This window comes from Nitrospira sp. NS4 (assembly GCF_049546785.1).
Taxonomy (GTDB): Bacteria; Nitrospirota; Nitrospiria; order Nitrospirales; family Nitrospiraceae; genus Nitrospira_D.
On sequence record NZ_JBMWAN010000004.1, the window covers coordinates 540,022 to 566,023 of the forward strand.

30 protein-coding genes are annotated in these 26,002 nt (G+C 60.3%); 17 read left to right on the forward strand and 13 right to left on the reverse strand.

The window, feature by feature from the left end; translation table 11 throughout:
- Positions 1-2: 2 nt before the first annotated feature.
- Both ACO9S2_RS14405 and ACO9S2_RS14410 read right to left on the reverse strand, forming a co-directional pair.
- The gene (locus ACO9S2_RS14405; RefSeq protein WP_423723069.1) at positions 3-245 is read right to left on the reverse strand and encodes a hypothetical protein; all 243 of its coding nucleotides are present in this window, start codon (positions 243-245) and stop codon (positions 3-5) included.
- A gap of 66 nt (positions 246-311) precedes the next feature.
- Positions 312-1,634, reverse strand: coding sequence for a cyclic 2,3-diphosphoglycerate synthase (locus ACO9S2_RS14410; protein ID WP_423723116.1), 1,323 nt, complete (start codon positions 1,632-1,634; stop codon positions 312-314).
- A 206-nt stretch (positions 1,635-1,840) separates the two neighbouring features.
- On the opposite strand from ACO9S2_RS14410, the gene ACO9S2_RS14415 reads away from it, so the two are divergent.
- From ACO9S2_RS14415 to ACO9S2_RS14495, 17 genes are all read left to right on the forward strand, one after another.
- Positions 1,841-2,386, forward strand: coding sequence for a YybH family protein (locus tag ACO9S2_RS14415; protein WP_423723070.1), 546 nt, complete (start codon positions 1,841-1,843; stop codon positions 2,384-2,386).
- 577 nt (positions 2,387-2,963) lie between these two features.
- Entirely contained in the window at positions 2,964-3,218 is a 255-nt protein-coding gene (locus ACO9S2_RS14420) for a hypothetical protein (RefSeq protein ID WP_423723071.1), read from the forward strand.
- 39 nt (positions 3,219-3,257) lie between these two features.
- The gene (locus ACO9S2_RS14425) at positions 3,258-3,731 is read left to right on the forward strand and encodes an Hsp20/alpha crystallin family protein (protein ID WP_423723072.1); all 474 of its coding nucleotides are present in this window, start codon (positions 3,258-3,260) and stop codon (positions 3,729-3,731) included.
- Between the two features lie 19 nt (positions 3,732-3,750).
- A complete protein-coding gene (locus ACO9S2_RS14430; RefSeq protein ID WP_423723073.1) occupies positions 3,751-3,906 on the forward strand; it encodes a hypothetical protein in 156 nt (51 codons plus the stop codon).
- A 52-nt stretch (positions 3,907-3,958) separates the two neighbouring features.
- Entirely contained in the window at positions 3,959-4,642 is a 684-nt protein-coding gene (locus ACO9S2_RS14435) for a phosphoribosyltransferase (RefSeq protein WP_423723074.1), read from the forward strand.
- 22 nt (positions 4,643-4,664) lie between these two features.
- A complete protein-coding gene (locus ACO9S2_RS14440) occupies positions 4,665-5,165 on the forward strand; it encodes a BCAM0308 family protein (RefSeq protein ID WP_423723075.1) in 501 nt (166 codons plus the stop codon).
- 60 nt (positions 5,166-5,225) lie between these two features.
- Entirely contained in the window at positions 5,226-6,083 is an 858-nt protein-coding gene (locus tag ACO9S2_RS14445) for a universal stress protein (RefSeq protein WP_423723076.1), read from the forward strand.
- 12 nt (positions 6,084-6,095) lie between these two features.
- On the forward strand, positions 6,096-6,455 hold the full coding sequence (locus ACO9S2_RS14450; RefSeq protein WP_423723077.1) for a c-type cytochrome: 360 nt from the start codon (positions 6,096-6,098) through the stop codon (positions 6,453-6,455).
- A 374-nt stretch (positions 6,456-6,829) separates the two neighbouring features.
- Positions 6,830-8,638 (forward strand): acetate--CoA ligase, encoded by a 1,809-nt coding sequence (acsA, locus tag ACO9S2_RS14455; protein ID WP_423723117.1) that lies wholly within the window; start codon positions 6,830-6,832, stop codon positions 8,636-8,638.
- Positions 8,639-8,674: 36 nt separating this feature from the next.
- Positions 8,675-9,688, forward strand: coding sequence for a pyruvate dehydrogenase (acetyl-transferring) E1 component subunit alpha (pdhA, locus tag ACO9S2_RS14460; RefSeq protein WP_423723078.1), 1,014 nt, complete (start codon positions 8,675-8,677; stop codon positions 9,686-9,688).
- A gap of 75 nt (positions 9,689-9,763) precedes the next feature.
- Complete coding sequence (locus tag ACO9S2_RS14465; protein WP_423723079.1) at positions 9,764-10,741, forward strand: alpha-ketoacid dehydrogenase subunit beta; 978 nt, start codon at positions 9,764-9,766, stop codon at positions 10,739-10,741.
- 104 nt (positions 10,742-10,845) lie between these two features.
- On the forward strand, positions 10,846-12,096 hold the full coding sequence (locus ACO9S2_RS14470; protein ID WP_423723080.1) for a dihydrolipoamide acetyltransferase family protein: 1,251 nt from the start codon (positions 10,846-10,848) through the stop codon (positions 12,094-12,096).
- On the forward strand, positions 12,093-12,353 hold the full coding sequence (locus ACO9S2_RS14475; protein ID WP_423723081.1) for an acyl carrier protein: 261 nt from the start codon (positions 12,093-12,095) through the stop codon (positions 12,351-12,353). Before ACO9S2_RS14470 ends, ACO9S2_RS14475 begins: the two co-directional genes overlap by 4 nt.
- Positions 12,350-12,490: a hypothetical protein gene (locus tag ACO9S2_RS14480; protein ID WP_423723082.1), complete on the forward strand. Its 141-nt coding sequence runs from the start codon at positions 12,350-12,352 to the stop codon at positions 12,488-12,490. Before ACO9S2_RS14475 ends, ACO9S2_RS14480 begins: the two co-directional genes overlap by 4 nt.
- Before the next feature lie 9 nt (positions 12,491-12,499).
- Positions 12,500-13,654, forward strand: a complete 1,155-nt coding sequence (locus tag ACO9S2_RS14485) for a glutaredoxin family protein (protein WP_423723083.1) — start codon at positions 12,500-12,502, stop codon at positions 13,652-13,654.
- A 148-nt stretch (positions 13,655-13,802) separates the two neighbouring features.
- Entirely contained in the window at positions 13,803-14,939 is a 1,137-nt protein-coding gene (locus ACO9S2_RS14490) for a hypothetical protein (RefSeq protein ID WP_423723084.1), read from the forward strand.
- Between the two features lie 287 nt (positions 14,940-15,226).
- Entirely contained in the window at positions 15,227-17,956 is a 2,730-nt protein-coding gene (locus tag ACO9S2_RS14495; RefSeq protein ID WP_423723085.1) for a GNAT family N-acetyltransferase, read from the forward strand.
- Positions 17,957-18,144: 188 nt separating this feature from the next.
- Here the strand turns inward: ACO9S2_RS14495 and ACO9S2_RS14500 are convergent, their stop codons facing one another.
- From ACO9S2_RS14500 to ACO9S2_RS14550, 11 genes are all read right to left on the reverse strand, one after another.
- Complete coding sequence (locus ACO9S2_RS14500; RefSeq protein ID WP_423723086.1) at positions 18,145-18,792, reverse strand: outer membrane beta-barrel protein; 648 nt, start codon at positions 18,790-18,792, stop codon at positions 18,145-18,147.
- Positions 18,793-19,273: 481 nt separating this feature from the next.
- Entirely contained in the window at positions 19,274-19,528 is a 255-nt protein-coding gene (locus ACO9S2_RS14505; RefSeq protein WP_423723087.1) for a DUF2141 domain-containing protein, read from the reverse strand.
- 60 nt (positions 19,529-19,588) lie between these two features.
- Positions 19,589-19,975 carry a c-type cytochrome gene (locus ACO9S2_RS14510; protein WP_423723088.1) on the reverse strand — a complete coding sequence of 129 codons (387 nt, stop codon included), beginning with the start codon at positions 19,973-19,975 and terminating at the stop codon, positions 19,589-19,591.
- 38 nt (positions 19,976-20,013) lie between these two features.
- Entirely contained in the window at positions 20,014-20,430 is a 417-nt protein-coding gene (locus ACO9S2_RS14515) for a c-type cytochrome (protein WP_423723089.1), read from the reverse strand.
- An 83-nt stretch (positions 20,431-20,513) separates the two neighbouring features.
- Positions 20,514-20,990 (reverse strand): hemerythrin domain-containing protein, encoded by a 477-nt coding sequence (locus ACO9S2_RS14520; RefSeq protein WP_423723090.1) that lies wholly within the window; start codon positions 20,988-20,990, stop codon positions 20,514-20,516.
- A gap of 152 nt (positions 20,991-21,142) precedes the next feature.
- The gene (locus tag ACO9S2_RS14525; RefSeq protein ID WP_423723091.1) at positions 21,143-21,667 is read right to left on the reverse strand and encodes a cytochrome c; all 525 of its coding nucleotides are present in this window, start codon (positions 21,665-21,667) and stop codon (positions 21,143-21,145) included.
- A gap of 464 nt (positions 21,668-22,131) precedes the next feature.
- Positions 22,132-22,869, reverse strand: a complete 738-nt coding sequence (locus tag ACO9S2_RS14530) for an ArsA-related P-loop ATPase (RefSeq protein ID WP_423723092.1) — start codon at positions 22,867-22,869, stop codon at positions 22,132-22,134.
- 220 nt (positions 22,870-23,089) lie between these two features.
- Positions 23,090-23,530 carry a thioredoxin TrxC gene (gene trxC, locus ACO9S2_RS14535; protein ID WP_423723093.1) on the reverse strand — a complete coding sequence of 147 codons (441 nt, stop codon included), beginning with the start codon at positions 23,528-23,530 and terminating at the stop codon, positions 23,090-23,092.
- 127 nt (positions 23,531-23,657) lie between these two features.
- Positions 23,658-23,957: a chaperone modulator CbpM gene (locus tag ACO9S2_RS14540; protein WP_423723094.1), complete on the reverse strand. Its 300-nt coding sequence runs from the start codon at positions 23,955-23,957 to the stop codon at positions 23,658-23,660.
- Positions 23,958-23,980: 23 nt separating this feature from the next.
- The gene (locus ACO9S2_RS14545; RefSeq protein ID WP_423723118.1) at positions 23,981-24,913 is read right to left on the reverse strand and encodes a DnaJ C-terminal domain-containing protein; all 933 of its coding nucleotides are present in this window, start codon (positions 24,911-24,913) and stop codon (positions 23,981-23,983) included.
- Positions 24,914-25,052: 139 nt separating this feature from the next.
- Positions 25,053-25,988, reverse strand: a complete 936-nt coding sequence (locus tag ACO9S2_RS14550) for a thiamine pyrophosphate-dependent enzyme (RefSeq protein ID WP_423723095.1) — start codon at positions 25,986-25,988, stop codon at positions 25,053-25,055.
- Between the last annotated feature and the right edge of the window lie 14 nt (positions 25,989-26,002).

Consider the following 26,002-nt stretch of genomic DNA (forward strand, 5'->3'; position numbering starts at 1 on the left):
GTTTAACTCAGCTGCAGCTTCGCGTGGCTGGTAGAGACTTTCTCCCCTTCGGGACGCACAAAATCCCCCCGGCGATGGGCGAGGATCACCGGATCGACCCGTTCGCCGCAACTGACGCAACGCCATTCGAACGATGCGAGTTCGTGCACCTGCTCGGGAACCATAAGACCGCCGCACCGGTGACAGCAATCCACCGGACTCCGCCGACCGACAGACACCTTTGAGACTTTTGAGACTTTGGTCATAAACACTCCCTCCCTTCATGGAGAAATGCCGGACTACCCTTTTGAGCCACAATCCCCCGAAAGGATTCATCCCTGCCCTCCCTCCCGGAGTACCGCCGAAAGCATGTCCTTGAGTATCGCCCCGTCGCCTGGTTCGAATTCATAGCCGACCCGGCAGGTTGGCTGTCTGATCGAGATCAGCCGCCGCAGATCTACCGGTGTGGCAATGAGCACCAGATCACAGTCCGCGCGGTTGATCGTGTGTTCCAGATCCCGGATCTGCTCGGATCCGTACCCCATCGCAGGAAGCACACAATCAAGGTGCGGATTCGACTGGAAGGTCTGGCGAAGGCTGCCGACCGCAGCGGCCCGGGGATCAATCATCGCTGCCGCCCCGTACTGCTTCGCCGCAAGCACGCCGGCCCCGTATGACATACCGCCGTGAGTGAGCGTCGGCCCGTCTTCCACAACGAGCACCCGCTTGCCTTTGATCAGCAACGGATCGTCGACGGTGATCGGCATCCTCGATTCGAGAATCTTCGCGTGCGGATTCGCGCCGGCGATCGCGCGGCGAACCGCATCCACCTTCAGAGAATCGGCCGTATCCACCTTGGTAATGATGACCAGATCGGCGCGCAATAAATTGACCTCACCGGGGAAATAGCTGCGCTCGTGGCCGGCCCGGTGAGGATCCACGAGAACAATTTCCAGATCCGGTTCGAAAAACGGCGTGTCATTGTTCCCGCCGTCCCAGAGAATCACATCGGCCCCGGCTTCGGCCTGACGAAGAATCCGCTCGTAGTCCACGCCGGTAAAGACGACGTCCCCCTGCCTGATGTGAGGCTCGTACTCTTCCCGCTCTTCGATGGTGCAGCGGGCCTCCTGAAGATCCTCGATCGTGGCGAACCGCTGCACCGCCTGTTGCGCCAGATCTCCGTAGGGCATTGGATGGCGCACGACCGCAACCCGCACGCCCTGCGCTCGTAACAAGGCGGAGATCTTCCGCGCAGCAGGACTCTTGCCCGCTCCTGTCCTGACCGCGCAGACAGAGATCACAGGCTTCTTCGACCGCAGCATCGTAGAACGCGGGCTCAGGAAACGGAAACTTGCTCCGGCCGCCAGCGCCCGCGAGGCCTGCCGCATGACCCTGTCATAGGACACATCGCTGTAGGCAAAGATGACCTCATCGACCGCATGGGCTGCGATCACCGCTTCCAGTTCCTCTTCCGGCGCAATCGGAATGCCCTTCGGATACAGATCCCCAGCCAGCTCAGGAGGGTAGGTTCGCCCTGCGATGTTGGGAATCTGGGCGGCAGTGAAGGCCACTACCCGGCAGTCTGAGTTCTTTCGAAAGACCATATTGAAATCATGAAAGTCGCGGCCTGCCGCTCCCATAATCACCACATTCATTCTCCGACTGACGCGATTTGCCACTGGCTTTACCTCGTGCTGGCGATTTTTGCGACAGACTGCGCTCCCCCGTAGGATCTCCTCCCGGTCGGAATCCCTTGATTCACAAGAAGATCACACGGGCCGAGCTGCTCATCTTCTGGTCTCTACCTTGCAGATCCCGTGCTCATAGTCGAGAACGGACAGCTCACAGGAGGAATGGTCCCATGAATTTTCAATCAGTCTCGATCTTGGGCACAGTATGTCTCGGACTAGGGCTCTGGGCTTCACAGCCCTCTGTCGTTATCGCCAAGACCCAGGTCACGCCCAGCACCATTCAGGAGGTCGAACCACAGGCGGCCAAAGAGCTGCTTTCCACATTTGAGCAAGCCGAACAGGCCATGCAGGCCCGCGACATCGAGGGGATCATGGCGCTCTATTCAGATGAGTACTACTACCATGGACTCAAGAAATCGGACATCCGCAAGATCTGGAGCCAGCTCTTCGAGCACTACAAAGAACTGGAGAGCTTTCATACGTTTTCAGTCATGAGGACCGTGGGCAGCGGCAGCAAACTCACCGCCGAGATTACTTGCACGGGAGTGATCTGGGGCACAGCCAAGGATACGAAACTGCGGACCCCCATCGATAGCTGGTATGAAGAAGTGCACTACCTCCGGAAGGAGAACGGCCGCTGGCGCATCGTTGGAAATGTGGGCGGTGAATCCGAGCCCGTGCTCCCATTCGGAGTCGCGCCGCACCCGCTCTTCTAATCAGGAGACAACGAGGAGAGAACTGCTTCCGCGCATCTGCGAGAAGATAACCGAAAGGGGAACCCTTATGGTTCCCCTGCTCATAAGCACGGACAACCCGCCCTTGTGTGAGTACCCATCCTGCCTTCTTTCCGAGAATAACCCGAACGATCCAGCGATCTATCTACGCTCGACCGTCCCGCGCCCCCCGTTCATCGGGCTCCCTTGAGAGCCGTGCCTCCTACTGGCACCGAGATGGGAGTGCGTCCCCTCGGACCATCCTCTCAAACCGGCACAGAACCGACACCCTTTTTACCGCGCCGCACAAGAGCGGGACCATTGGCTTATCCTGGCGCCACCCCCTTTCCTGTTTCCTATATAACGCGCCGATCAGCAAGATCAATGTCGAACAAATCCACAGCCCTGCATCTGTCACTGTCCTGAAACGCTACAGCAAACTCCACTCTCTTGCAGGATGGACGCGCACAAGGTGGTCGAAATCATTGAATCTTCACAGGTCGGACATCTTGAACGACCCGGTCTCCGGCTTGGCACCATCAATGCACAGTCACGAGTAGCACTGCATAAGAAGAAGCCTATGGAGGAGACGATGGCAGGAGGCGAAGAGCTCGGCTCTCGATTGTTGAAGATCGTGCAGCAGACTCCGGACTGTGACGTGGACAGTCTCGCGGCGCATTGTCCTGACATGACCTGGAATCAAGTATTCCTGGCACTGGACCAGCTCAGCCGGTCCGGGCAGGTTATTCTCAAACAACAGGGCCCCGGGCATTACAACGTGACGGCGTTGCCGGAGAAGCCGTTACATCAGTCGCATGTCATTCACCGTTCATAGCGCCGCTCATAGCGCCGCGCAGGCGAGAAGGAGACGATCATGAGCAGCCTGATGAGATGGGATCCCTTTACCCGCTGGAATCCGATGAAAGAGATCGAGGAACTCGACAAACGCCTTTCGGCCATCCTTGGACGCGGCTCGTCCTCACCGGCCGGCGACAAGCAGGAGGCGATTACCGTCGCCGAATGGTCGCCCCTCGTCGATATCACCGAAGACGAAAAGGAATATCTGATCAAGGCCGAACTGCCAGAGGTCAAGAAGGAAGACATCAAGCTCAACGTGCAGGACGATGTGCTGACGATCACCGGTGAGCGGAAATACGAGAAAGAGGAAAAGGGGAAAAAGTACCACCGGGTGGAACGGTCCTATGGCAGCTTCCTGCGAAGTTTCACCCTGCCGGAAAATGCCGATGGCACAAAAGTGTCTGCGGAGTACAAGGACGGCTTATTGATGGTGCGATTACCGAAATCGGAAAAAGCGAAACCGAAGGCGATCGAAGTCAAGGTGTCATGATCGCATCAAGGAGGCGGTTATGTTTCGCCATCCCCATTACTTGGACATTCCCTGGGAGGTCCACTGGCAGCCGGAATCAGGAAAACACCACCGCCACCTTTGGTGGCTGATTGCGGCACTGGTGCTGTTGGCCATGTTTTTAATCGGGGTTGGGGTGACGAGCGGACTCGTCTAGCTGTTGCCGTCTGTTGAGTCCCTCAGGTTATGGAACCGGACGAACGAGGCATGTGGTGATCTTTCAGGACCGTGAAGAGGCAGGGCGCCGGCTCGCCGCCAAATTGCAGACATATCGCGCACATCCGGCGGGCGTGATTCTGGCGCTTCCGCGCGGGGGGGTCGCTGTCGCCTATGAGGTGAGTCTTGCCCTTCATCTGCCGCTCGATGTATTTATCACCCGCAAGATCGGCGCACCCGGGAATCCCGAGTATGCGCTGGGCGCGATCAGCGAAAGCGGAAACATCTATGTGAATCCCTATGCCATGGCCGAGTTTCGCCTGACCGATGACGACCTCACCGACCTCGCCGCCGTCCAGCGGCAGGAAATCAGACGCCGCCAGCAGCTGTACCGGCAAGGACGGCATCCGTTGCCGCTGAAGGACCGCGTCGTCATCGTCGTGGACGACGGGATCGCGACAGGAGCAACGTTTTTTGCATCGGTGGAAGCGATTCGCAAGCAGGCACCCAAGCGTCTCATCGCGGCCATACCCGTCGGCCCGCCTGATACGATCGAGAGGGCACGGGAGGTCGTCGATGAACTGGTCGTGCTGGCAACCCCGGAGCCGTTCTGGGCGGTGGGTAACCATTATGTGAATTTCGCGCAAGTCGAAGACCGCGAGGTCCTGCAATATTTGAATCTGGCCGATGAATCGTTTCGTGAGTGGACCGAACGGAGCCACTCTTCCCCCGCATAAACAACAACGAAAAGGAGCATGCATGGCCGCAAAAGCTAAAGCAACGGCAAGACAAGGGGTTCGACGGGATCGCAATCTGAAAGAGCACCGCCACGACTCATACAGACTGTTCGGGAAGCTGAAGGAACCGACCGTCTGCAGCGGATGCGGCGCCCTCTTCCACAAGGGACGCTGGACCTGGGGGGCTGCTCCAAAAGGCGCGGCGACGACCACCTGTCCGGCCTGCCATCGCATGCACGACAAGTACCCCATGGGCCTGGTCACCATCGCGGGCAGCTTCAAAGAGAAGCAGCACGAGCAGGTGATGGGGGTCATTCATAATGCGGCCGCGCAGGAGAAGAAAGAACATCCCCTGTCGCGCATCATGGCAGTCGAACGGCGGCCGGAGGGGCTTGTGATCTCAACGACTGATACGCATCTGCCTCGCCGGATCGGCGAAGCGCTGAAACATGCCTATCGGGGTGAACTGGAATACCACTACGATCAGGAGGAAGAGTTCATACGCGTCAATTGGACACGCTGAGCTGAGCAGACCTGACGCATGAAGCATCGCGTATTTGTCGCCCTGTAACACGAGGACCTTATGAAGATTGTGGTCGGCGTCGACTGGTCTGAGCAAGCCTTCGCCACTGTGCAGCAAATTCTCCACCTGTACCGGCCGTCGGAATTGACGCTGGTTCACGGAGTCGATCTCGGCGTCTTTGAATATCCGGTCGTCGCTCAGGCGGCCAACCTGCAGGGCTATGACGACTTCCGCAACGCGCTCGTTGACGCCGGCCGGCAGGTCTTGGCCCGCGCCGCCAACATGCTGCCCGGCGACTCCGATTCTCTCCGGCAAGTCAACGAGATCGGCAACCCGGCGGAAATCATCCTCAAGACCGCGGAAACGGTCGGCGCTGATCTCATCGCGGTGGGCGCGCGGGGGCAGAATCGCCTGGCGGAACTCGTCCTCGGCAGCGTCTCCCACCGGGTGCTGATGCACTCCACTCGTCCCACCCTCATCGTCAAGTCCGACGCCAAGCCTATCCAACGCGTGCTGGTCGCCGTCGAAGGGCGCGCGGATGCGGATCGGATCAGGCAATGGCTGCTGGTCCATCCCTTCGTCAACCCGGTCGAGCTCCTGGTGCTGAGCGTCGTCGTGCCGCTCCGGCTGGCTGATCCGTACAGTCTGGTCGGATTCGAATCCTGGACAGATCGTGCCATGTCCTATGCGGAGGATCTCGTCAAAACCGTCGGGTCGGAGTTGATGGGCAGCCGGTATAGCATCGGCACGCGCGTCGTCACGGGAGAAGTCGCCGCAGCCGTGGCGGAGCAGGCTCAAGACATGGATCTTGTCGTGGTCGCCTCGCACGGGCGCAAAGGGCTTGAGCGCTTCCTGCTTGGCAGCACCTCCCATTCGATCGTCCACCGGGTGCATTGTCCTATTCTGGTCGTACGCTGAAAGGAACCGAGCATGAAAACGATTTTGGCAACCATTGCGGTCCTGGTCTTCGTCGCCACGTCTTGGGTCTCGGCACAGGTCGTTCGCGGCAATCCCAAGGAAGGGCAAGCCGTCTACGAAAAGAACTGCCTCCGTTGCCACGGGGAGAAGTTGGACGGAAACGGGCCGGAGAGCCGGGATTTGATCGTGCGGCCGGCAAATCTACAGTCCTCAATCGTCCGCTCCAAGACCGATTGGGAATTGCTTGTGACGATCTCAAACGGGGTGCTGTTCAGCCCGATGCACGGCTTCCGGGGGAAATTGACCGACCAGCAGATGCTGGATGTGCTGTCGTACATCAGAGCCGTTTCACCGGCTGACATTGTCAGCTGACAGCAGTCCTGTCCCGTCAGCGCACAGGACTGCGGAGATTGGCCCCGCGATTCGACCCGTCGCTTGCTCCGCGCCCCTTGTTCTTCCGCGTGAGCCGCCATCGGGGTGGGTCGCCGTCCACATGCTCGCCGGGAACTCGGACGTGCGGTAGCCACGGCGACCTCAGATCGCACGTCCCGGGTGAAACCAATCTCGACCGTGCGGAAGTACGACCGCCCCATGACGAGAACTGTGGTGATGGGATTGACGCAATTCTCCACTGCCCCCGGCTTGACCTGGCGACTTCTGCTACAGCACGGGCGAACGTTTAGCTCAGGATCGTTGCCCGGACTTCGGATTTGGGAGAAGTTTTGTCGCTTCCCGCCCAAGCCTCGATGGTCTATGCTTTGCAGAGCTCTCGTGCTGAGGGGGATTCGTCTGTGCCTTGGACCACGATCATCAAATCCCGCCGGGAATGGGAAACTGTTCCGCACCTCTACGATTACGACACCATTCATTCCCATTTTTCATGGGATCAGGCCAGACAAGAATTGGATGGGCTGCCTGGGAACCAGGGCCTCAACATCGCACACGAAGCCGTCGATCGTCATGCCAATGGCGCGCGGGCATCACACCTGGCCATCCGGTGGTTGGGGAAGAATGGGGCCGTCGAGGATTACTCCTACAGCCGGCTGAATGAGCTGACGAACCGGTTTGCCAACGTGCTTCAGCAGTTGGGCGTCGGCAAAGGCGATCGCGTATTCGTTCTGGCGGGACGCATCCCGGAGCTCTACATTGCCGCGCTGGGAACCTTCAAGAACCGCAGCGTGTTCTGTCCGCTATTTTCCGCCTTCGGCCCTGAGCCGATCCGGGCACGGCTCAATATCGGCCAGGCCAAAGTCCTCGTCACCACCACCTCGCTGTATCAACGAAAAGTAGCCGCAATCCGCGCGGCGATCCCGAGCCTTGAACAGATCCTGCTCATCGGAGAGGACCAGCAGCCTGCCGCCATCCCTGACACACAGGAATGGCGCACGCTCATGCAGCAGGCCAGCCCGTCCTTTGCCATCGGGCCCACAGACCCGGAAGACATGGCGCTGCTCCACTTTACGAGCGGCACGACCGGCACACCCAAAGGCGCCATGCATGTCCATCAGGCAGTGGTCGCGCACCACATGACCGGCAAGTACGGGCTGGATTTCCACAAGGATGACGTGTTCTGGTGCACGGCAGATCCCGGATGGGTCACCGGGACGTCGTATGGGATCATCGCGCCCCTGACGAACGGCATTACCAGCATCGTGGACGAGGCGGACTTCGATGCCGAACGCTGGTACCGCATCCTGCAGGAAGAACGTGTGAACGTGTGGTACACAGCCCCCACCGCCATTCGCATGATGATGAAAGGGGGCGCGGAACTCGCCAGAAAATACGACCTCCGCCACCTCCGTTTTCTAGCGAGCGTGGGGGAGCCCCTCAATCCGGAAGCCGTCGTGTGGGGACAAGAGGCGTTCGGCCGGCCATTCCACGACAATTGGTGGCAGACGGAGACCGGCGGTATCATGATCGCCAATTATGCCGCCATGGACATTCGACCCGGTTCAATGGGCCGCCCGCTTCCCGGCATCGACGCGGCCATCGTCCACAAGACCGAGGATGGCCGGGTCGAGGTCGTCGAGAAGCCCGATGTCCAAGGCGAACTGGCCCTGCGGCCCGGATGGCCCTCGATGTTCCGCGGCTATTGGAATGAACCGGAACGGTACAAGAAATGTTTCGCAGGCGGCTGGTACCTGACCGGCGACCTGGCCAGAAAGGACGGAGACGGTTACTTCTGGTTCGTCGGCAGAGCAGACGACGTGATCAAGACCTCCGGCCACCTGATCGGCCCGTTCGAGGTGGAGAGCGTCTTGATCGAACACAAGGCGGTAGCGGAGGCCGGCGTGATCGGGAAGCCGGATCCCGTCGCCATGGAGGTGGTCAAAGCCTTCGTGTCGCTCAAGGATGGCTATGAGCCCAGCGACGAGTTGCGTCGTGAATTGCTCGGTTTTGCGCGCGCGCGTCTTGGCGCCGCCGTGGCGCCAAAAGACATTGCGTTTCTCCCCTCCCTGCCCAAAACAAGGAGCGGGAAGATCATGCGGCGATTGCTCAAGGCCCGTGAACTGGGTTTGCCGGAAGGGGATACGTCGACGCTGGAATCAAACTAGGGGTGGGTATGAGGCAAGAGGGAATCGTGGGGCAAGATGAAGAACGGCATTGATCGCGCTCACGGGTTGGAGTTGCTCCGCCAGATGCTCCGCATCAGACGGTTTGAGGAGAAGTGCGCGGAACTCTATAGCGGGGGCAAGATCCGCGGCTTCCTCCATCTCTACATCGGTGAAGAAGCGGTCGCGGTCGGTGCCATTCCTTGTTTCACGCCGGAGGATGCGATCGTCGGCACCTACCGAGAGCACGGCCACGCGCTGATCAGGGGCACCCCGATGGGTCCGCTGATGGCGGAACTGTACGGGAAAGCGAACGGCTGCGCGCGGGGACGCGGCGGCTCCATGCACTTCTTCGACGCGGCGCGCCGCTTCTATGGAGGCCTGGCGATTGTCGGCGGAGGGCTGCCGGTCGCGGTCGGACTGGCGCTGGCGCAGAAGCTCACCCCCCCGCCTCCCCCCCTTAATAAGGGGGGGAACAAAGAGGGGGTGACCGCGTGCTTCTTCGGCGACGGCGCTGTAGCCGAAGGAGAGTTCCACGAGTCCCTCAATCTCGCCGCGCTCTGGAAACTCCCGGTGCTGTTCCTCTGCGAAAATAATCTCTATGCGATGGGAACGGCGATCGGACGGCACCAATCCCAGACCGACATCGCCCGCAAGGCCGACGCCTATGCCATTCCCGCTGAAGCCGTGAACGGAATGGACGTCCTCGCGGTGGGAGCAGCCACGAGGAAAGCCGTCGATTTCGTTCGCGCGGGCCAGGGGCCCTATCTTCTTGAGTACCGCACCTACCGGTTTCGCGCCCACTCAATGTACGATGCGGAACTGTATCGGACGAAGGACGAGGTCGCCCAATGGAAACAGCGTGACCCTATCCCCCTCTTCCAGCAACGGCTCCGCGCCGAAGGGTACGTGAGCGATTCTGATCTCGACGATATGGAAACCGCCATCGCGGCGGAGATTGCAGAAGCCGTGTCGTTTGCCGAAAATGGCCCGTGGGAGCCGCTGGAAGATCTCACGAAGGACCTGTATACGCCGGCGAAGCCGGCAGGCTAGAGGTACGAGGCGAGAGGCCTATGGGCGGATTCCTTTCACACCCCTCGCCCCTGGCCTCTGGCCAAGAGGGACTTGATGACCAAGATGACCTATCGAGAAGCAGTACGAACTGGATTGCGTGAGGCACTCCAGAGCGACCCGCGCGTGTTTCTGATGGGCGAGGACGTCGGCAAATACGGCGGGACCTATGCGTGCAGCAAGGGGTTGCTCGATGAATTCGGGCCGGAGCGCATCAGGGATACGCCCCTCTCCGAAAGCACGTTCGTCGGCGCCGGCATTGGAGCCGCTCTGGGGGGCATGAGACCGATCGTCGAAGTGATGACGGTGAATTTCAGCCTGCTGGCCCTCGATCAGATCGTCAACAATGCGGCCACGATCCGCCATATGTCCGGGGGACAGTTCAGTATTCCCCTCGTCGTCCGGATGGCCACCGGCGCAGGCCGGCAGGTAGCCGCTCAACATTCGCATAGTCTTGAGGGCTGGTATGCCCACATCCCCGGCATCACCGTGCTCGCGCCGGCTACCGTCACGGATGCCCGAGGCATGCTGCTCGCGGCCCTCCACGAACCGGACCCTGTCTTTATCTTCGAGCATGCGTACTTATATCCGCTCGAAGGAGAACTCGAGGACCATCCTCTCCCGGTCGATCTGACCCGGGCGGCAATCCGGCGAGCCGGGACAGACATCTCGCTGATCACCTTCGGGGGCTCTCTCTGGAAAGCGCTCGAAGCGGCGGATCACCTCGCCCAGGAGGGCATCTCGGCAGAGGTCGTCGATCTTCGAATACTCCGGCCCCTTGATATCTCGACGGTCCGGACCTCCGTGCGCAAAACGCACCGCGCGGTCGTGATCGACGAAGGGTGGCGCACCGGCAGTTTTGCCGCCGAAGTATCCGCACAGATCATGGAGGGCGCGTTTTACGATCTGGATGGCCCGGTCGCCCGGGTCTGCAGCGTCGAGGTGCCGATCCCCTATCCAAAACACCTGGAAGAGGCGGCACTGCCCCAGCCGGAGAAAATTGTCCGGGCGGTCCGTAGTCTTATGGGACGGTAAGAGAACCGTCTTTTTTGTTCGCTGTCTCGTCGTACGTCATTCGCATTTCGGATGTGATCTGAAACGATTGACGCGTGACGGATGACGGTTCACGAGGTTCAAAGATGGCTGAGTTTGTGATGCCGACCCTCGGCTCAGACATGACCGAAGGAACGCTCATCGAATGGAAAAAGAAGGCGGGTGATCGGGTGAGCAAGGGTGAGATCATCGCGGAAGTGGATACCGAGAAGGCCGCGATCGAGATTGAATCCTTCCACACAGGGATCATCGAACAACTGCTCGCGAAACCCGGCGAGACTATTCCCGTGGGCAAGGTCATGGCAATCATCCGGGAAGAGGGGGCTCACGCTCAACCTGTCGCGCAAGCCCCCGCACCCGCGCCTCCCGTGCAGACAACCCCGCCGAAGGCAACGGTGTCATCGCGCTCTCCTGCACCTCCGCCGATTGCGGCACCGGTGACAGAACCGGGACGGCTGCGCATCTCGCCTGCGGCGCGAACGCTCTCCGGTGAATTAGGCGTGGATCCTGTTTTTGTTCAAGGCACGGGTCCGGACGGCGCCATCACCCGCGACGACATTCTGCGCGTCGCGGAGGCTCGTGGCCAGAGGCCCGGGGCAGGAGGTGAAGAAACGATCCCGCCGCTCGCCCCTCGCCCCTCACCTCTTGCCGCTTCCACAGAAACCGGCGATCGCCAGGCCAGGATGCGACAGACCATAGCAGCGGCGATGGCACGATCGAAGCGGGAGATCCCTCATTACTATCTGAGCACCACTATCGACATGGGCCGGGCTCTGACGTGGCTCAAAGAAGAAAACCTTAAACGGCCGGTGACGGATCGGCTGTTATCCGCCGTCTTGCTTATGAAAGCCGTGGCCCTGGCGCTGCGGGAAGTGCCGGAGTTGAACGCGCTGTGGAAAGACAATGCCGCCATTCAGAGCCCCGACATCCACGTCGGTGTGGCAGTGTCCCTCCGGCAGGGAGGCCTCGTCGCGCCGGCCATTCACCACACGGACAAGCGCAGCCTCGGTGAACTCATGAACAACTTCCATGATGTCGTGAAGCGGGCCCGTGCGGGAACCTTGCGGAGTTCGGAATTATCCGATCCCACCATCACGGTCACCAGTCTCGGCGAGCAGGGCGTGGACACCGTGTTCGGCGTCATCTATCCGCCGCAGGTCGCCCTGGTCGGTTTCGGAAAAGTTGCGGAGCGGCCCTGGGTTGTCGATGGACAGGTGGTTTCGAGGCCGGTCGTGACCGCAAGCCTGTCCGCGGATCATCGCGTGACCGACGGCCACCGCGGCGGAGTCTTTCTTTCAATCGTCGATCGTTTATTGCAGGAGCCCGGGCAGCTATGAACAACCAGGTCACGCCGGATGAAATCAGACAGACAGTCCTTCGCCTCCTTGGCGAGATCGCGCCGGAGGCGGATCTGACGGCCTTGAAGCCCGGCGTCAGCTTCCGTGATCAGCTGGATATTGACTCGATGGACTTTCTCAATTTTGTGATCATGATCCACAAAACCTTCGGCGTGGAGATCCCGGAAGCCGACTATCCGAAATACGGCACGCTCAATGGCTGCGTGGAGCAGTTATCAGGGAAGCGAGTGAGATGACTCTCTCCGCCTTTACCACCGATCAACCGATTCTCAAGGTCCTCATCGGGACCGATCGGGATCGGCCTGTCATGGTTTCCAAGTCGGATGTGCTGTCGTCTATCAGAAGCATGGCGCGGATCAACACAGTCGGCTAGCGAGATATTGTGCTCTCTCCACCTCAAGGCATATGGGGGATCGCCCGTACCATCGGCATCTGCCTTGTCCTGCTCGTCCCGGGGAGCGGGACAAGGGTCCAAGCCGGCGAGCCGGTTCCGGACCTCGAAGTCTTTGTTCGCGCCGGCTGTCCCCACTGCGAAGCGGCAAAGATCTTTCTCGATGAACTTCGCCATGAGCGCCCTTCGCTTCAGGTCGCCATCCATGACGTGGCTGAGAATCCGGTCGCGCGGCAGCGGCTTGCGACACTGGCTATTGAACGGGGGATCACCGGCATCGGCGTCCCCACCTTCCTCATCGCCTCGGAACTCATCGTGGGCTTTCGCTCATCCGACACGACCGGAGCAGAGATTCGCGCCAGGCTCGACCGGCAAGCCCAAGGCGCCTCACGGCCTCAAGCCGTTGAAAGTATCCGGACAGGCTGGTTCGGCGAGCTTCGCGTCAGGGACCTGGGCCTTCCGCTGTTCACCATCGTCATCGGACTCCTGGACGGGGTCAATCCCTGCGCCATGTGGGTGCTGCTCTTCCTCCTGTCGTTGCTCGTCAACCTCCAAGACCGGCGGAGGATGGCGCTCATCGCCGGGACGTTCGTCCTTGTCAGCGGCCTGGTGTATTTTGCCTTCATGGCGGCCTGGCTGAATACCTTTCTCCTGATTGGCCTCTCACGCACCCTCCAAATCGGTCTCGGGAGCATCGCCCTCTTCGTAGGAGCGGTCAACGTGAAGGATTTCTTTGCGCTGCATCATGGCCTCTCGCTGAGAATTCCCGAATCCGCCAAGCCGAGACTGTACGCCCGTGTCCGAAGCATCCTCCAAGCAGAGCATCTCGCCGGCGCGCTCGCAGGTATCGTGATCCTGGCGGGATTCGTGAACCTCATCGAACTGCTGTGTACTGCCGGGTTCCCGGCCCTCTATACGCAGATTCTGACCCTTCGGCAGATGCCCATGTGGGAATATTATGGGTACCTCGGCCTATACAACCTGGCCTATATCTTCGACGACACCCTCATGGTCATTCTCGCGGTCGTCACGCTGAGCCGGAGGAAATTACAAGAACGCGCAGGCCGCTGGCTGAAGCTGACCAGCGGCCTGGTGATGGCCGGCTTAGGCGCGATCTTGCTTCTTGAACCCAAGTGGCTTATGTGATGGTAAGCATGCGCCCTCTCGTGTCTTCACAGAGCCGTCCGGGTATCCATATGATCCACGGTGAGTTCGTATCCTTGAGCCTCCTGTTCCATAAGGATTTGTGCGGCCCGGGTCTGTTACCTTGCCGCTCTCCCGTCAGGAGCGCCCCATGACAACTCCGGCGAATTCTCCTCCCCCTACAGGGTTTCACGTGGACCGGGGAACCTGTTTCGTGCTGTTTGCCTATGACATTGCCCGCTCCGTCGACCTGAATAGAGCCGAACGCCGAATCACGGCCATCACGGAACGGAGCCGACTCAAACACAAACGGCGGGCCCCGGCCTATTTCGACTATACGCCGGCGCCGCTGCGTATTACGGCCGACATCGAACCGGTCGCCATTGGCCAGCACCGGACCGGGCCCGTCGTCGATATGCTGCTCTACGACTTCGGCGCCGTGTGCGTGTCCTACAGTCTTCCACTCCAAGGCCCATTCAGCTCGCTGGGCACGCTGAGCCAGGACCTCTATGAGAATGAGGCGCTCCTGAGCGATTCCCGCCGCCGGATCGAGGAACTCCTGACCGGACTCGGAGATGCCGCGGAGCGCCCTCATATCGCCGACTTCGTGGAAGACTATGTGATCGTGCACATTGAACAGGCCACCCCCTCCCTCGCTCCGGACACGCTGCTGACCGGGTTCGCCCAGCCTCTCGCGCAACTCCTCCGGTCGGAAACCCTGGAACTGGCAGAACAGGAAGTCCACGACTCCGTCAGCCAGCGGATCTCGTTCGGTTCGGATGATGTCGCGATCATTGATTGGAACGCGACGCTCATCTACGGCCGGAACATGGAGGATGTCGTGGCGGTGATAGAGTTCGCCAACGTGGAGTTGCTTGAAATGCGGTTTCTCGATCAGCAGCTCGATCTCGCGCTGGATCAAGCCTATCACGCCTCGTCCAAGCGACGCTGGGACCTTCCCTGGTTTCCGGGAACGGCGCGCACAGACGTCCGCCGCATCGCTCAACTTCAGGTGGACAGCGCGATTTTATTCGAGCAAGTCACCAACACGCTCAAACTCTTCGGCGACCAGTATCTGGCCCGCGTGCATCGGCTGATCTCCCAGCGCTTTCACCTGGAATCGTGGGACGCCAGCATCTCCCGCAAGCTCCACACGCTCGACAGCATCTACGGGAAAATGACCGAGAGCGCCGCCTCCTGGCGGATGGAGTTGCTGGAGTGGATCATCATCGTCCTGATCGCCATTTCGATTGCCGTCTCGTTTCTGCCGGGATTGACCGGCCACTGAGGAATAACATTGGCTCATGCGGTTCATATGGGACATCCGACAGCATTTCAACCGGCGCACTCACTGACGGCATTGGTTCGCCTGCGATCCGCCGGCGGCGCGTCACGCCAGCCCTCACGCATCCGGCACCGTCTCCTCGAATCGCTGCAGGGAGGAGGCGTTACCGGATCGATCATTCCGCCCCTCCCCCACCCGACCGGGATCCCCATGCCGCTCCCGCTTGTCCTTGGGGTTATCGGCGACTGTGCCGCGATAGTGAATGCGGCCGATCGAGGGGGTGGCCGGATATGAAGCAGATCCACCCGTTGTTCCAACCGCCTCCGGCCTCCGGAAGTCCGGAATCGGGACCGGTCATCCTGCGCGACGGCACGACCGCGGCTATCCGCCCCACCCATGCGGAGGACCGGGCGATGATGCAAGCCTTCATCAACCGGTTGTCCCCCGCATCCAGGCGCCATCGGTTCTTTTCTGAAACCGGTCCCCCTGCGGACACCATGGCGTCGCTCTGCGATTCCTCGAACCCCGCCAAGCAACTCACCGTCGCGGTCACGAGGACCATCGCCGGACAGCCGCGCATCATCGCCGCCGGTTCCTATTGGGCGCGGACCGCCGACGAGGCCGAGGTGGCCATGGCAGTCGCCGACGACTTTCATGGGAAAGGCCTGGGAACAATCCTGCTCGAACGGCTGGCGATGCTGGCCATACACCGGGGCTTCACCAGACTGTGGGCGGTCACCCATACGGACAATGTGGCCATGCGGGAAGTCTTCCGTGAATCCGGGTACCCGATCCACGAATCCTATGAAGGCGGCGACATGCAAGTCCAGCTTTCGCTGCACCCGAGCGAACACACGGCGACCCGCCTGGAGTTGCGCGAGCGTATCGCCACGACCGCCTCCCTCCGCCCGTTCTTCTATCCCCGCTCCGTGGCGGTGATCGGAGCGTCCCGCGATCCCAAGAGCATCGGGTACCGGATCGTGGAAGCCCTCGCCGTCAACCGATTTACCGGCCTCATCTATCCGGTGAACCCCAAGGCGGCGACCATAGCCGGCTTGACCGCCTTCTCCTCCGTCGCCGCGATCCCCGACGTCGTCGATCTGGCGGTGATCGTCGTGCCCCGTGATTCGGTCCTGCCCGTCCTCACCGATTGTGCCGGCAAAGGCATCAGCTCCGTGATCGTGATCTCCTCCGGCTTTGCCGAATCAGGCCCTGACGGAAAGCAGGCCCAGGACCGTCTGCTGGAGGCGGTCCGTCAACAGGGCATGCGCATGATCGGGCCGAACTGCTTCGGGCTGCTGAATGCCGATCCGGCCATCCGTCTCAACGCCACCTTCACGTCGGCCTTTCCTCCCGCCGGCCGCATGGCCATGGCCTCGCAGAGCGGCGCGCTGGGGCTCGCGATCCTGGCCGCGGCCCATCGGCTGCAACTGGGAGTATCCTCCTTTGTGAGCCTGGGAAATAATGCCGACGTCTCCACCAACGATCTGCTGCAATATTGGGAGGACGACCCTTCCACCGACCTCATTCTCCTCTACCTGGAGTCCTTCGGGAATCCCCGACGCTTCGCGAGAATTGCGCGTCGCGTCGCTCGCCGCAAACCGATCGTGGCGATCAAATCCGGCCGGAGCCTTGCCGGACGGCGCGCGGCCAGCTCCCACACCGCCGCGCTCGCATCGAGCGAGGTGGCCGTGGACACGCTCTTCCAGCAGTCCGGTGTGATCCGCGCAGACACCCTGGATGAGCTCTTCGCCCTGGCCCGTGGGCTTGCCGAGCAACCCCTGCCGAAGGGACAACGCGTCGGCATCATCACCAATGCCGGCGGCCCCGCCATCCTCTGCACCGACGCCTGCGAAGCGGGCGGGTTGTCCGTCCCCGAACTGTCCAAGGCGATCACCGAGGCCCTGACGGCTTTCCTGCCTCCCGCCGCCTCGGTGAAAAACCCGGTCGATCTGATCGCCTCCGCCGCTCCGGACCACTACACGCAAGCGATTACCACCCTCCTCGCCTCCGGGGAAGTCGATGCGTTGATCGTCCTCTACATGTCCGTGACCGTCGGCGACGCAGCAGGCATTGCGAGCGGGATCTTGCGCGGGATCTCCACCGCCAGACAAGCCGGCGGCATAGACATCCCTATCTACATTTGTTGGATGGCTGAAGGCGACCTCGAACGAACCTTCCAGGCGGCAGGCGAAACGATCCCCACATTTCCCTTGCCCGAACATCCGGCGGTCGTGCTCGGCAAAGCCCGCCGGTACGACGCATGGCGCAGCAAGCCGCTCGGCATGATTCCGGATTTCGACGATATGGACTTCGCCACCGCGCGAGCCATCTGCGCCACAACCCTGTCTCACGAAGGGCCCGGTTGGCTGACCGTCGAAGACACCAGAGCCCTCCTCGCCGCAGCGAAACTCCCCGTGGCGCAGGGCGGAGTCGCAAGAACCGCGGACCGGGCGGTGGCCCTGGCACATGAAGCGGGGTTTCCCGTCGCGGTCAAGCTTGCGTCACACCAGATCCTGCACAAAACCGAGATAGGCGGCGTGCATCTGAACCTGGCTGATGAACAGGCCGTGCGGAATTCGTTCGAAGCGATTCGGGCCAGGCTTGCGCAGGATGACCAACTCGATGCGATGGAAGGAGTGCTCGTGCAGCCGATGCTGTCCGGCGGCACGGAAGTGATGGTCGGCGTGACGCATGACCCGCTCTTCGGACCTTTGATTGCGTTCGGTCTTGGCGGCATTCACGTGGAAATCCTCGGCGACGTGCGGTTCAGGATTACGCCGTTGACCGACCGCGATGCGGCGCAGTTGGTGCGAGAGATTAAGGGCTATCGATTGCTGCAAGGCTACCGGGGTCATCCTGCAGCGGATGTGGCGGCGATCGAAGAGGTGCTGTTGCGTCTCTCTCGCCTCGTCGAAGAAATTCCGGAGATCAGCGAACTGGATTTGAATCCGATCTTCGCCCTGCCGCCAGGCCAAGGCTGCCGGATCGTGGATGCGAGGATCCGTGTCGTGAAGTAGGCCCAGGCTGAAAGCCTCGGGAGCCCCTCCTGAGGCCCTCCTCTCGGCTACTCAGTGCATTGACATACCACGCCCGGCAACTGCCACAGTGAACGACCAGGAGGCTTTGTGGCCGACTCCAGGAGGAACGCGCGAGCCGACCACAAAGTGGAGCCTCTCCGGACAAGGCTCATGAGAGAAAGGACTTCTTAAAAGTGGTAACTTACGCCGAACGCAAGATGATTCGCGTTGTAGTTTGCCGAGAGGTCGACCCCACCATTCCCAATCACATCAGAGTGGTTAATATTGGCGTAGTTGTACTTCCATTCTCCGAAGAGAGCTACGTGGTCCGACACCCGAAACCTCAGCCCCAGTTGCGTATTCAGGCCGACATCCGTCCCTGAGCTCGAACCGGATGGGCCAGAAAGATGCGAGAAGAACACGCCTAAGCCCACTCCCGCGTAAGGCTCGAACTTCCCCATTTGCAACCTGACAAGGACGTTGATGGGAGCCCAGGTCAGAACCCTGAAGTCTTGGCCTGGCAGAATGAGACCATTTCCAAAGTCTTTCTGTTTAACACTAGGATTAGAGTTGAACACTTCCGTTTCCACGCCAAGCCACTTGATTGATTCAAAGTAATAGCCCAACTTGGCCCCGTACATCACTGAGTCGTTTAACTGTAAGTCATCAATGCCTCCGGTTGCCCCTCCTGCAGTAAGTTCAATACCGCTCAGGCTTTTCGGCAGCGTCGCACCCACCTGACCTGCGATATACATTTCTGCCCGGGCCTGAGGAGCAGATACCGCCAGACACAACACCCCCGCTACGACAGCACATAGCCCAAGTCCGTAATTCATTCGCCTCATACAAGACACCCCTTTCTCCGGCTTCCATGCCGGCCAAACAATAATTACCCCATGAATTGATAAGAACCGCTCACTCGGAGAGACTTAAGTGCAACTACTAGACCTACTCTCTTCCTTTCCGCGCAACGCCATATTTCATTCAGAATTCCACAATAAATGATGCAACCTAGAATCCAAGGGAACAACAAAGGCTGGCTGGAGGGGGCAATTATCTACACACCGCCGCTATTCGTTGCTGCACTTCGCAACAACACACAATGCATCCTTTAGCTTTCTAACTGTCAGAGGGTATCGACTTGAGACCTCTGGGCACCTCAGCAAGAATCAAAACCAGTCCACTGCAGTATCAATTCTGATTCCATTGGCCCCGGCGCAAGCTGGCCATCTTGACTCATACAGTAAGTCAGGGAAGACCTTGTCAACTATGAGAGGAATGGCAGGAGTCAGCCTCCCTGATTCCAACCTCCGGCATTCAGTACCGCAGACTCATCGTCAGATCGAGGTTCTCCTCCTTGTACGGAAAGCTGGCGGCGGACAATGAGGGTGCACCGATGAGCCCTTGGGCGTCATTGGAAAACCCGTAGCCTTCCGTCGGGATTCCCGGCAAATGGGTATCGAGTTTGCCGTTCATGTTCTCATCATGAATGACGGCCATCGCATAGGTTCCCGGCGGGATGTCTTCAAAGTCGCACCGCGCCTGCGCCTGCCGGATTTTCATGACCATCACATTTGTGGCCCAACGCAGAAACTGTGGATTGAGGCTAAGGAAGAAATTGGGCTATATGAGTCACCGTAGCGTCTTCAGCCAGGCCTGGATGTCGGCCATCTGCTGCTCGGTGACGGTCCCCTTCAAAGGCGGCATCACATGTCGCCCTTCGTAGACGACCTTCCAGAAGGCCGGCTCGTTCGACAGCACGGGGTTGCCGGCCAATCGCGGACCGATGCCACCGACTGCTTGCGGGCCGTGGCAGACGATGCAGCTCGCGTTGTAGAGCCCCTCGCCCCGCGTGCTGTCCCCCGCGGGATACTTCGCCGCATTCCCGGATGAACTATTCCTGTCCGCCCTCTGCGTGCCGCCGTCTTTCGCTTGAGCGAGACTGTCGTTCACATTGATGGCAGAGCCCAGGACGAATGCGGAGAGGGCAACGCAGGCCAACAACTTGTTCATCGGCATAGATTGTTTTCTCCTCCTTTTGTCCCGGAAGCTCCGCGTCATTTGCGCTTCGCGGAGCCTTCCTTCCGGAGCACCTCCAGATAGGCCAGCGTGTCGGTGAGTTCCTGAGCCGTCATCGTCGTGTCCGGAAACATCCCCGTGCCGGGATGACCTTCACGTATGGCATTGAACCGGGCCTTGTCGGTGGTCAATCGGAGCGTCTTCCGATTCCTGAGGTCCGCTGGCGGAGGGTTGAGCTGCGCGATGAGCGCAACGGTGTCGGCCTCGAGTTGAGGCGGCTGATCTCGATACCCATCGACGCCATGGCAGTAAGAGCAGGCGCCCTTGCCGTTGAAGACCGCTCGCCCCCGTTCGGGATCGCCCTCCCCCCCCTTCGCCCCCTTGGTCGACGACTGGGAACCGGCCCAGACACTCGCGTCGCTGTTGTATGCGAGCTGAATCCCCAACCAGCCCATGAGTAGAACGCCTGCGACTGAACATCTTCCAAGCATCTTGCGAATTGAGCCAATCATCAGATCACCCCTCCCATCGCTCTCCGTCAATGCTCCCCGCAACAGCCGTGATTCCGGTCCTCCGGAATGTTCTTCATGTCACGAAACACCTTTTCACGCTCTTCCGCACTGGTCACCTGATCGATGGAGGGATACAGCACCCGTTCCTCTTTCATGTTGTGAGAACGGAGCAGACTCACCAGCATCTGTTCCTCCTCATCGCTATCGAGATTCTCCCCGGCCACTTTGTCATGAATGGCTTCGAGCTGCTGCCCGATCAGACGATGCTCACCGCGCATGACGAACGTCGGCCCGCCTTCGGTCATGCCGGTTTTCTCCTCCCACAGAGGGAACAGCAGATCCTCTTCCCACACAATATGCCGCTGCAGACCAGCCTCGAATGCCTTGAACGCCTCCTTGGCCTTGGGAAAGTCGGACCGCTTCAACTGCTGGAACGCCTTGAACAACTCGTCCAACCGGTCATGGTCCTCCTCATAATACGAGCTGATTGTCCTTTCACTCATCCCCCCCCCTCTATGGTCGGCACGATAATCCCCATGTCCGCCTTCCTCGCAAATCTCGAGCGAGCCGGGCGTGGCTGACGCGACTCGCATAGATGCAATCGCGGACCATTCTCGCACTCCCCCCTCCTCTCGCAAGTCTCACGACACCTCCCTCAGGATCCACTCCTGACTTTAAATTCCAAGTGACAGGCCACGCAGGCCTTCAGCACGTTATTAAACTGCGGCAGGATCTGCTTCAGGTCTTTCGTCGGAATGATGCGCGCAAGCTCCTCCGCCGCCTCATGATGTGCCATGGCCAGGTCGTGATAGGCCGGCGGAAAATTCTCCGGCTGCTGACTCACCATCGCCTGCCGATGCATAAAGAAACCCAAATGCGTTTCGGTCAGCCCCTTCGCCAGCTCAAAGTCCTCTTCAACCAGCGCGTTCATGATCACTTGAATGGTCTCCAGATGCTGCAACATCACCGCGCGATGTTCTTTTCCTGCCGGTGGCGGCAATGGAATGGGATGCCTGGTATCCGGCGTCAAATAGGGATTGGGCCGCTGTTCGCCATGGCGCTGTTCAACCTCCGCGCAGCCGCCCGAAAACAGAACAGAGAGGAGCCCGAGGCCCACGCCTTTAAGAAAGAGCTTTTTTCCGCTAAAGAATAAGAATGGCAGCGGTGAACTCCGGGGCATGTAGAACCTCTCTCAGCAGCATCCATCCATGAGTCCCATCAGGCCGGATTTACGACCCGGCGCCTTACCTCAATCCTGTCCCTACCATTCCGGCTCCCCCACTCCATCAGGCAGACGGATTACTTACCTATACAGAGATACGGAGCAATGGGCATGCCTTAGCCCCACACACGATCAACACCTATTTTATCTTGTACAGACAATAACTTCATGGTCCACGGCCAAGAATCAGCAGGGAAGATGGGGTCAATTGCGCCAATAGTCCGATCGGCACTGGCGCAGAATGCAACAATTAGAACCCCTGGCACCGTCATACCTTAACATAGTTCGGTTCCCTCGCATGAGACAATTCTGACCGTGACTGAACTGGGCAGAAGAAGGCATCCCATGAGTAGGGAGAATACCCGGTGACCGGCACCCCTCCCTTCGGTCTGCGTTCATGGACGTTGAGGCGAGGGGTCTCTCTATGATTCGCGGGTCGCGCCGGCATGGTCGGGCGCGTTCTGCGGTTCGACGAGGTTACGCAACCGTTCGATGCCAATGGGCTCCTCGGGCTGCATCGGTACGAGCGCGACACGTCCGGCGTGGCGGGTGCGCACCGCCTCAATCTGGGCCAGCTCCAACGCCGCACGCCGTTTCAAGAAGGGTGACGAGGTTGGCGCCGCAGCCAGGCTGTTGTTGATGAGCCAGGCCCATGGCTCGATGCCGGCACGGCGCAGCTCCTCCTGTAATCCTGCGGCCTCCAGCACCGGCGTGGTTTCCGCCAAGGTCACAATCATTACCTTCGTACGTGCCGGGTCCTGTAGCCGCATCATCGGCGTGGTGTGGTGCAGATGTGGGTCGATATGGCGGGTCGCTTCGCGGTGATAGGCGCCGGTGGCATCGAGCAGCAACAGGGTGTGCCCGGTCGGCGCCGTGTCCATCACGACGAATTTCCTGCCGGCTTCGCGGATGATGCGGGAGAAGGCCTGGAACACCGCGATTTCCTCCGTGCAGGGCGAGCGCAAATCTTCTTCCAGCATGGCACGGCCCTGGGCATCGAGCTCCCTGCCCTTGGTGTCGAGGACATGTTGCCGGCAGCGCGCGATCTCGGCCTGCGGGTCGATCCGGCTGACGTCGAACGATTGGACAATCTCATCTAATTGCTTGAGGGTTTCCGCATTAAGGGAACAATACGCCCATCGTCCATTCTGACAGGGCATGAAAGAGAATCACGCCGTTCTCTCGCCGCTTGGCCGTCGTCGTCGTGCCTGCATCATATCAATACTTCTTGATGATTCAAGAATGAGAAGACCGCTGGGATCGTTGGCCCCGTGCGGCATGGACCACGAGGCTACCATGCCGGGGGGGCGGCTTCGGGAATCAAGAGGCCGGGAGAGATGAATCCGACGCTATAGGGCTCCAGGGGCACAATGTTCGACATCACACGTTGGCACGGGCACGGACCCACTGCACGATGTCCTGCGCGCCGAGGGCCCCGGATTGCCGCGCCACTTCACGCCCTCCGCGAAAAAGGATCACGGTCGGGATACTCTGAATGCCGAAGCGGGCTCCAAGCGACGGCTCCTCTTCCGTGTTCACCTTGGCCAGGCGAATCTGTGGTTCCAGAATCTTGGCCGCCTGCTCATATGCCGGCGCCATCATTCGGCAGGGCCCGCACCAGGGCGCCCAGAAATCCACGACCAGCGGAATGTCGCTTCCGGTGGCGTGCAGGTCAAAGTCCGCCGCCGTCAGCGCAAGCGGGTGTCCGGTGAACAGCCGCTCGTGGCACTGGCCGCACTTAGGGCCATCCGCGAGTCGTGCTGTCGGGACGCGATTGATGGTGTGGCAGCGGGGGCATAGGATACGCGTCATATCACTCATGATTCAGGTCCGTAACAGTACCAATCATTACAACACCAACAGCCGCCCGGATGCCGGAAACAGGCAACGGCAGTGACCGGAGACCGGCCGGACGAGTCGGCTCCCCCGCGTCCCTTGTGCGGCAAGCCTATTCCGCATCCAGGCCGGCCCGCTTCAGGCGAGCGCGCAACTGTTCGATCTGATCGAGCAGATCAAGCATCACTGCGGCCGCATCGAGACTGGCATCAAAATCCCGTTGCAGGCGGGCCACTCGGCGGGCACAGGTGAGATCCGTCGCGCGGAACCGCCAGCCCGAGGCCTCCGCACCTTGCGGCTCCAGCACCCCCACGGCCACCAATTCGACGATCCACTGCACCTCCGCGCCACAAGCTCTCGCCAACTCCTCGATCGACAGCACACCCTCATCACCGATGACGCTTCCTGTCACAAGATCCTGCTCCCTATCCATAGTTAGACCCCCAGCGCTTTGCGCGGATTGAAGGCCAGTTCCCGCGCCATGGTGCGATAGATCTGTTGTGCCTGCTCCGTGTCCGCGTTCGGAAGGACCACGTTCAGGACAAGATAGAGATCCCCCGCCGGTTCGCCGGGAATGCCGCGCCCCTTGAGCCTTAGCCTTCGCCCGCTCTGCGAACCCGGGGGGATTTTGACTTCAACCACGCCGGTCGGGGTCGGTGCCTTGACCGTCGCTCCGAGGGCCGCTTCCCAGGGTGCAAGCGGCAACGAGAGGGTCAGATCACGGCCTTGTACCTGGTACAGGGGGTGGGGATGAAAAAAGATCTCGAGATAGAGGTCGCCCGCCGGCATTCCGCCGGCTCCCGGGGCGCCTTGCCCCGCCAGCCGGATATGCTGGCCTTCACGGATGCCTTTGGGGATCTGTACGTTCAGCGACCGCTCCCGCAGCACCACCCGGCCTTGCGCATCCGCCTGCGGCGAACGCAGGGTCATCGTGTGGGTTCCGCCGTGAAACGCATCCTCGAGGTTCATGAATATCTTGGCATGATGGTCCTCGCCGTGAGCACGGGTGGATGCGCCGCGACGGGAGAAGTTGCCGAACAGAGTGGAGAAGAAGTCGCTATAGTCGGCGGCTTCCGCCGCGGAAGCGCCACCGGAGGTGAACTCGAAGCCCGCGCCCCATTCGGGCGGAGGGGTAAATTCCTGCCCCGCTCGCCAGCGATTGCCGAGTTGATCGTAGGCGGCGCGCTTCTCCGGATCCTGGAGCACTTCGTAGGCTTCGCCGATTTCCTTAAAGCGCGCTTCCGCTTGCGGCTCTTTACTCACGTCCGGATGATATTTTCGCGCCAACTTGCGGTAGGCGCTTTTGATGTCGTCGGCCGTCGCCGTGCGGTCAACCTCGAGAAGCTTGTAGTAGTCCTTAAATTCCATCATCCTTCGTTCCCGGCCGTACAATCGGCGACGTCGGAAGCTCTCCGGACATTCGTTGCGCGCCTGCGGAATGATCCGCGCAGCATCGTAGCGATTGCACGACAACGCTTCGCTTGCCCCGGCTCACCTCCGGACACGATCATGATCCGCCGACAGGCAGCCAATATTCATCGACCCGCGCTTGAATATGCCGGATCGCTTCGTCCTGCCTCGTCGGTTCGAACAGATGCCGGAACCGTCCCTGCAGCTTAAGGTATTCTTCCACCGGTTTGCGCTTCGGAATGTAGGTGTGCGTCACTTCTCCGTTGATCGCTTCCTTCAGCGGCCAGAGGCCCGTCTCCACCGCCAGCTTCGCCACTTCCGGAGTTTCTCCCGGGTCGTACAGCCAGCCGGTCGGACAGGCCGAGAGCGCAAGGAACAGTTTCGGGCCTGTGAATGTGGACGCGCGCGCGAATTTTTCTTCCAGATCCAACGGGTACCGTGGCGCGACCGTCGCGATGTAGGGCGGTTTGTGCGCCCGCCAGATTTCGAATATATCCTTCTTCTCCTGGATTGCGCCGGACGGATGCTGCAGACTGCAGGGCGACGTGGCCGTCCGCGCGCCGTAGGGTGTCGCAGCGGATAACTGCATGCCGGTGTTGCCGTAGGCTTCGTTATCGTAACAGAAATAGTAGAAATCGAGGCCGCGATAGATGGCGCCGGACGTCGAAGAGAGCGCCATGTCATAGGTCGAACCGTCCCCTCCCAACACCACGACTTTCAGATTCTCTTCTTTCGGCAACCGCCCTTTGGCAATCAGCACATCCAACGCATCGCGCACGCCTTGCGCACCGGCCGGCGCCGACCCCATCGTCGTGTAGAGCCACGATCCTTTGAAGGGTGTAAAGGGATAGGCCGCCAGCATGGTAAAGCACCCGGCGGCATTCACGTAGACCACGTCGTCGCCCAGCACCTTCGCGGCAAGGCGCAGCGCCTCCAGCCCTCCGCATCCGGCACAGAGTGCCGTTCCTGGCAGCACATGCTCTTCGCGGGGGATCTGCTTGATCTTCTTGAATGTCTCGCGGTGCCAGGGCATGACGAAACCTCTCA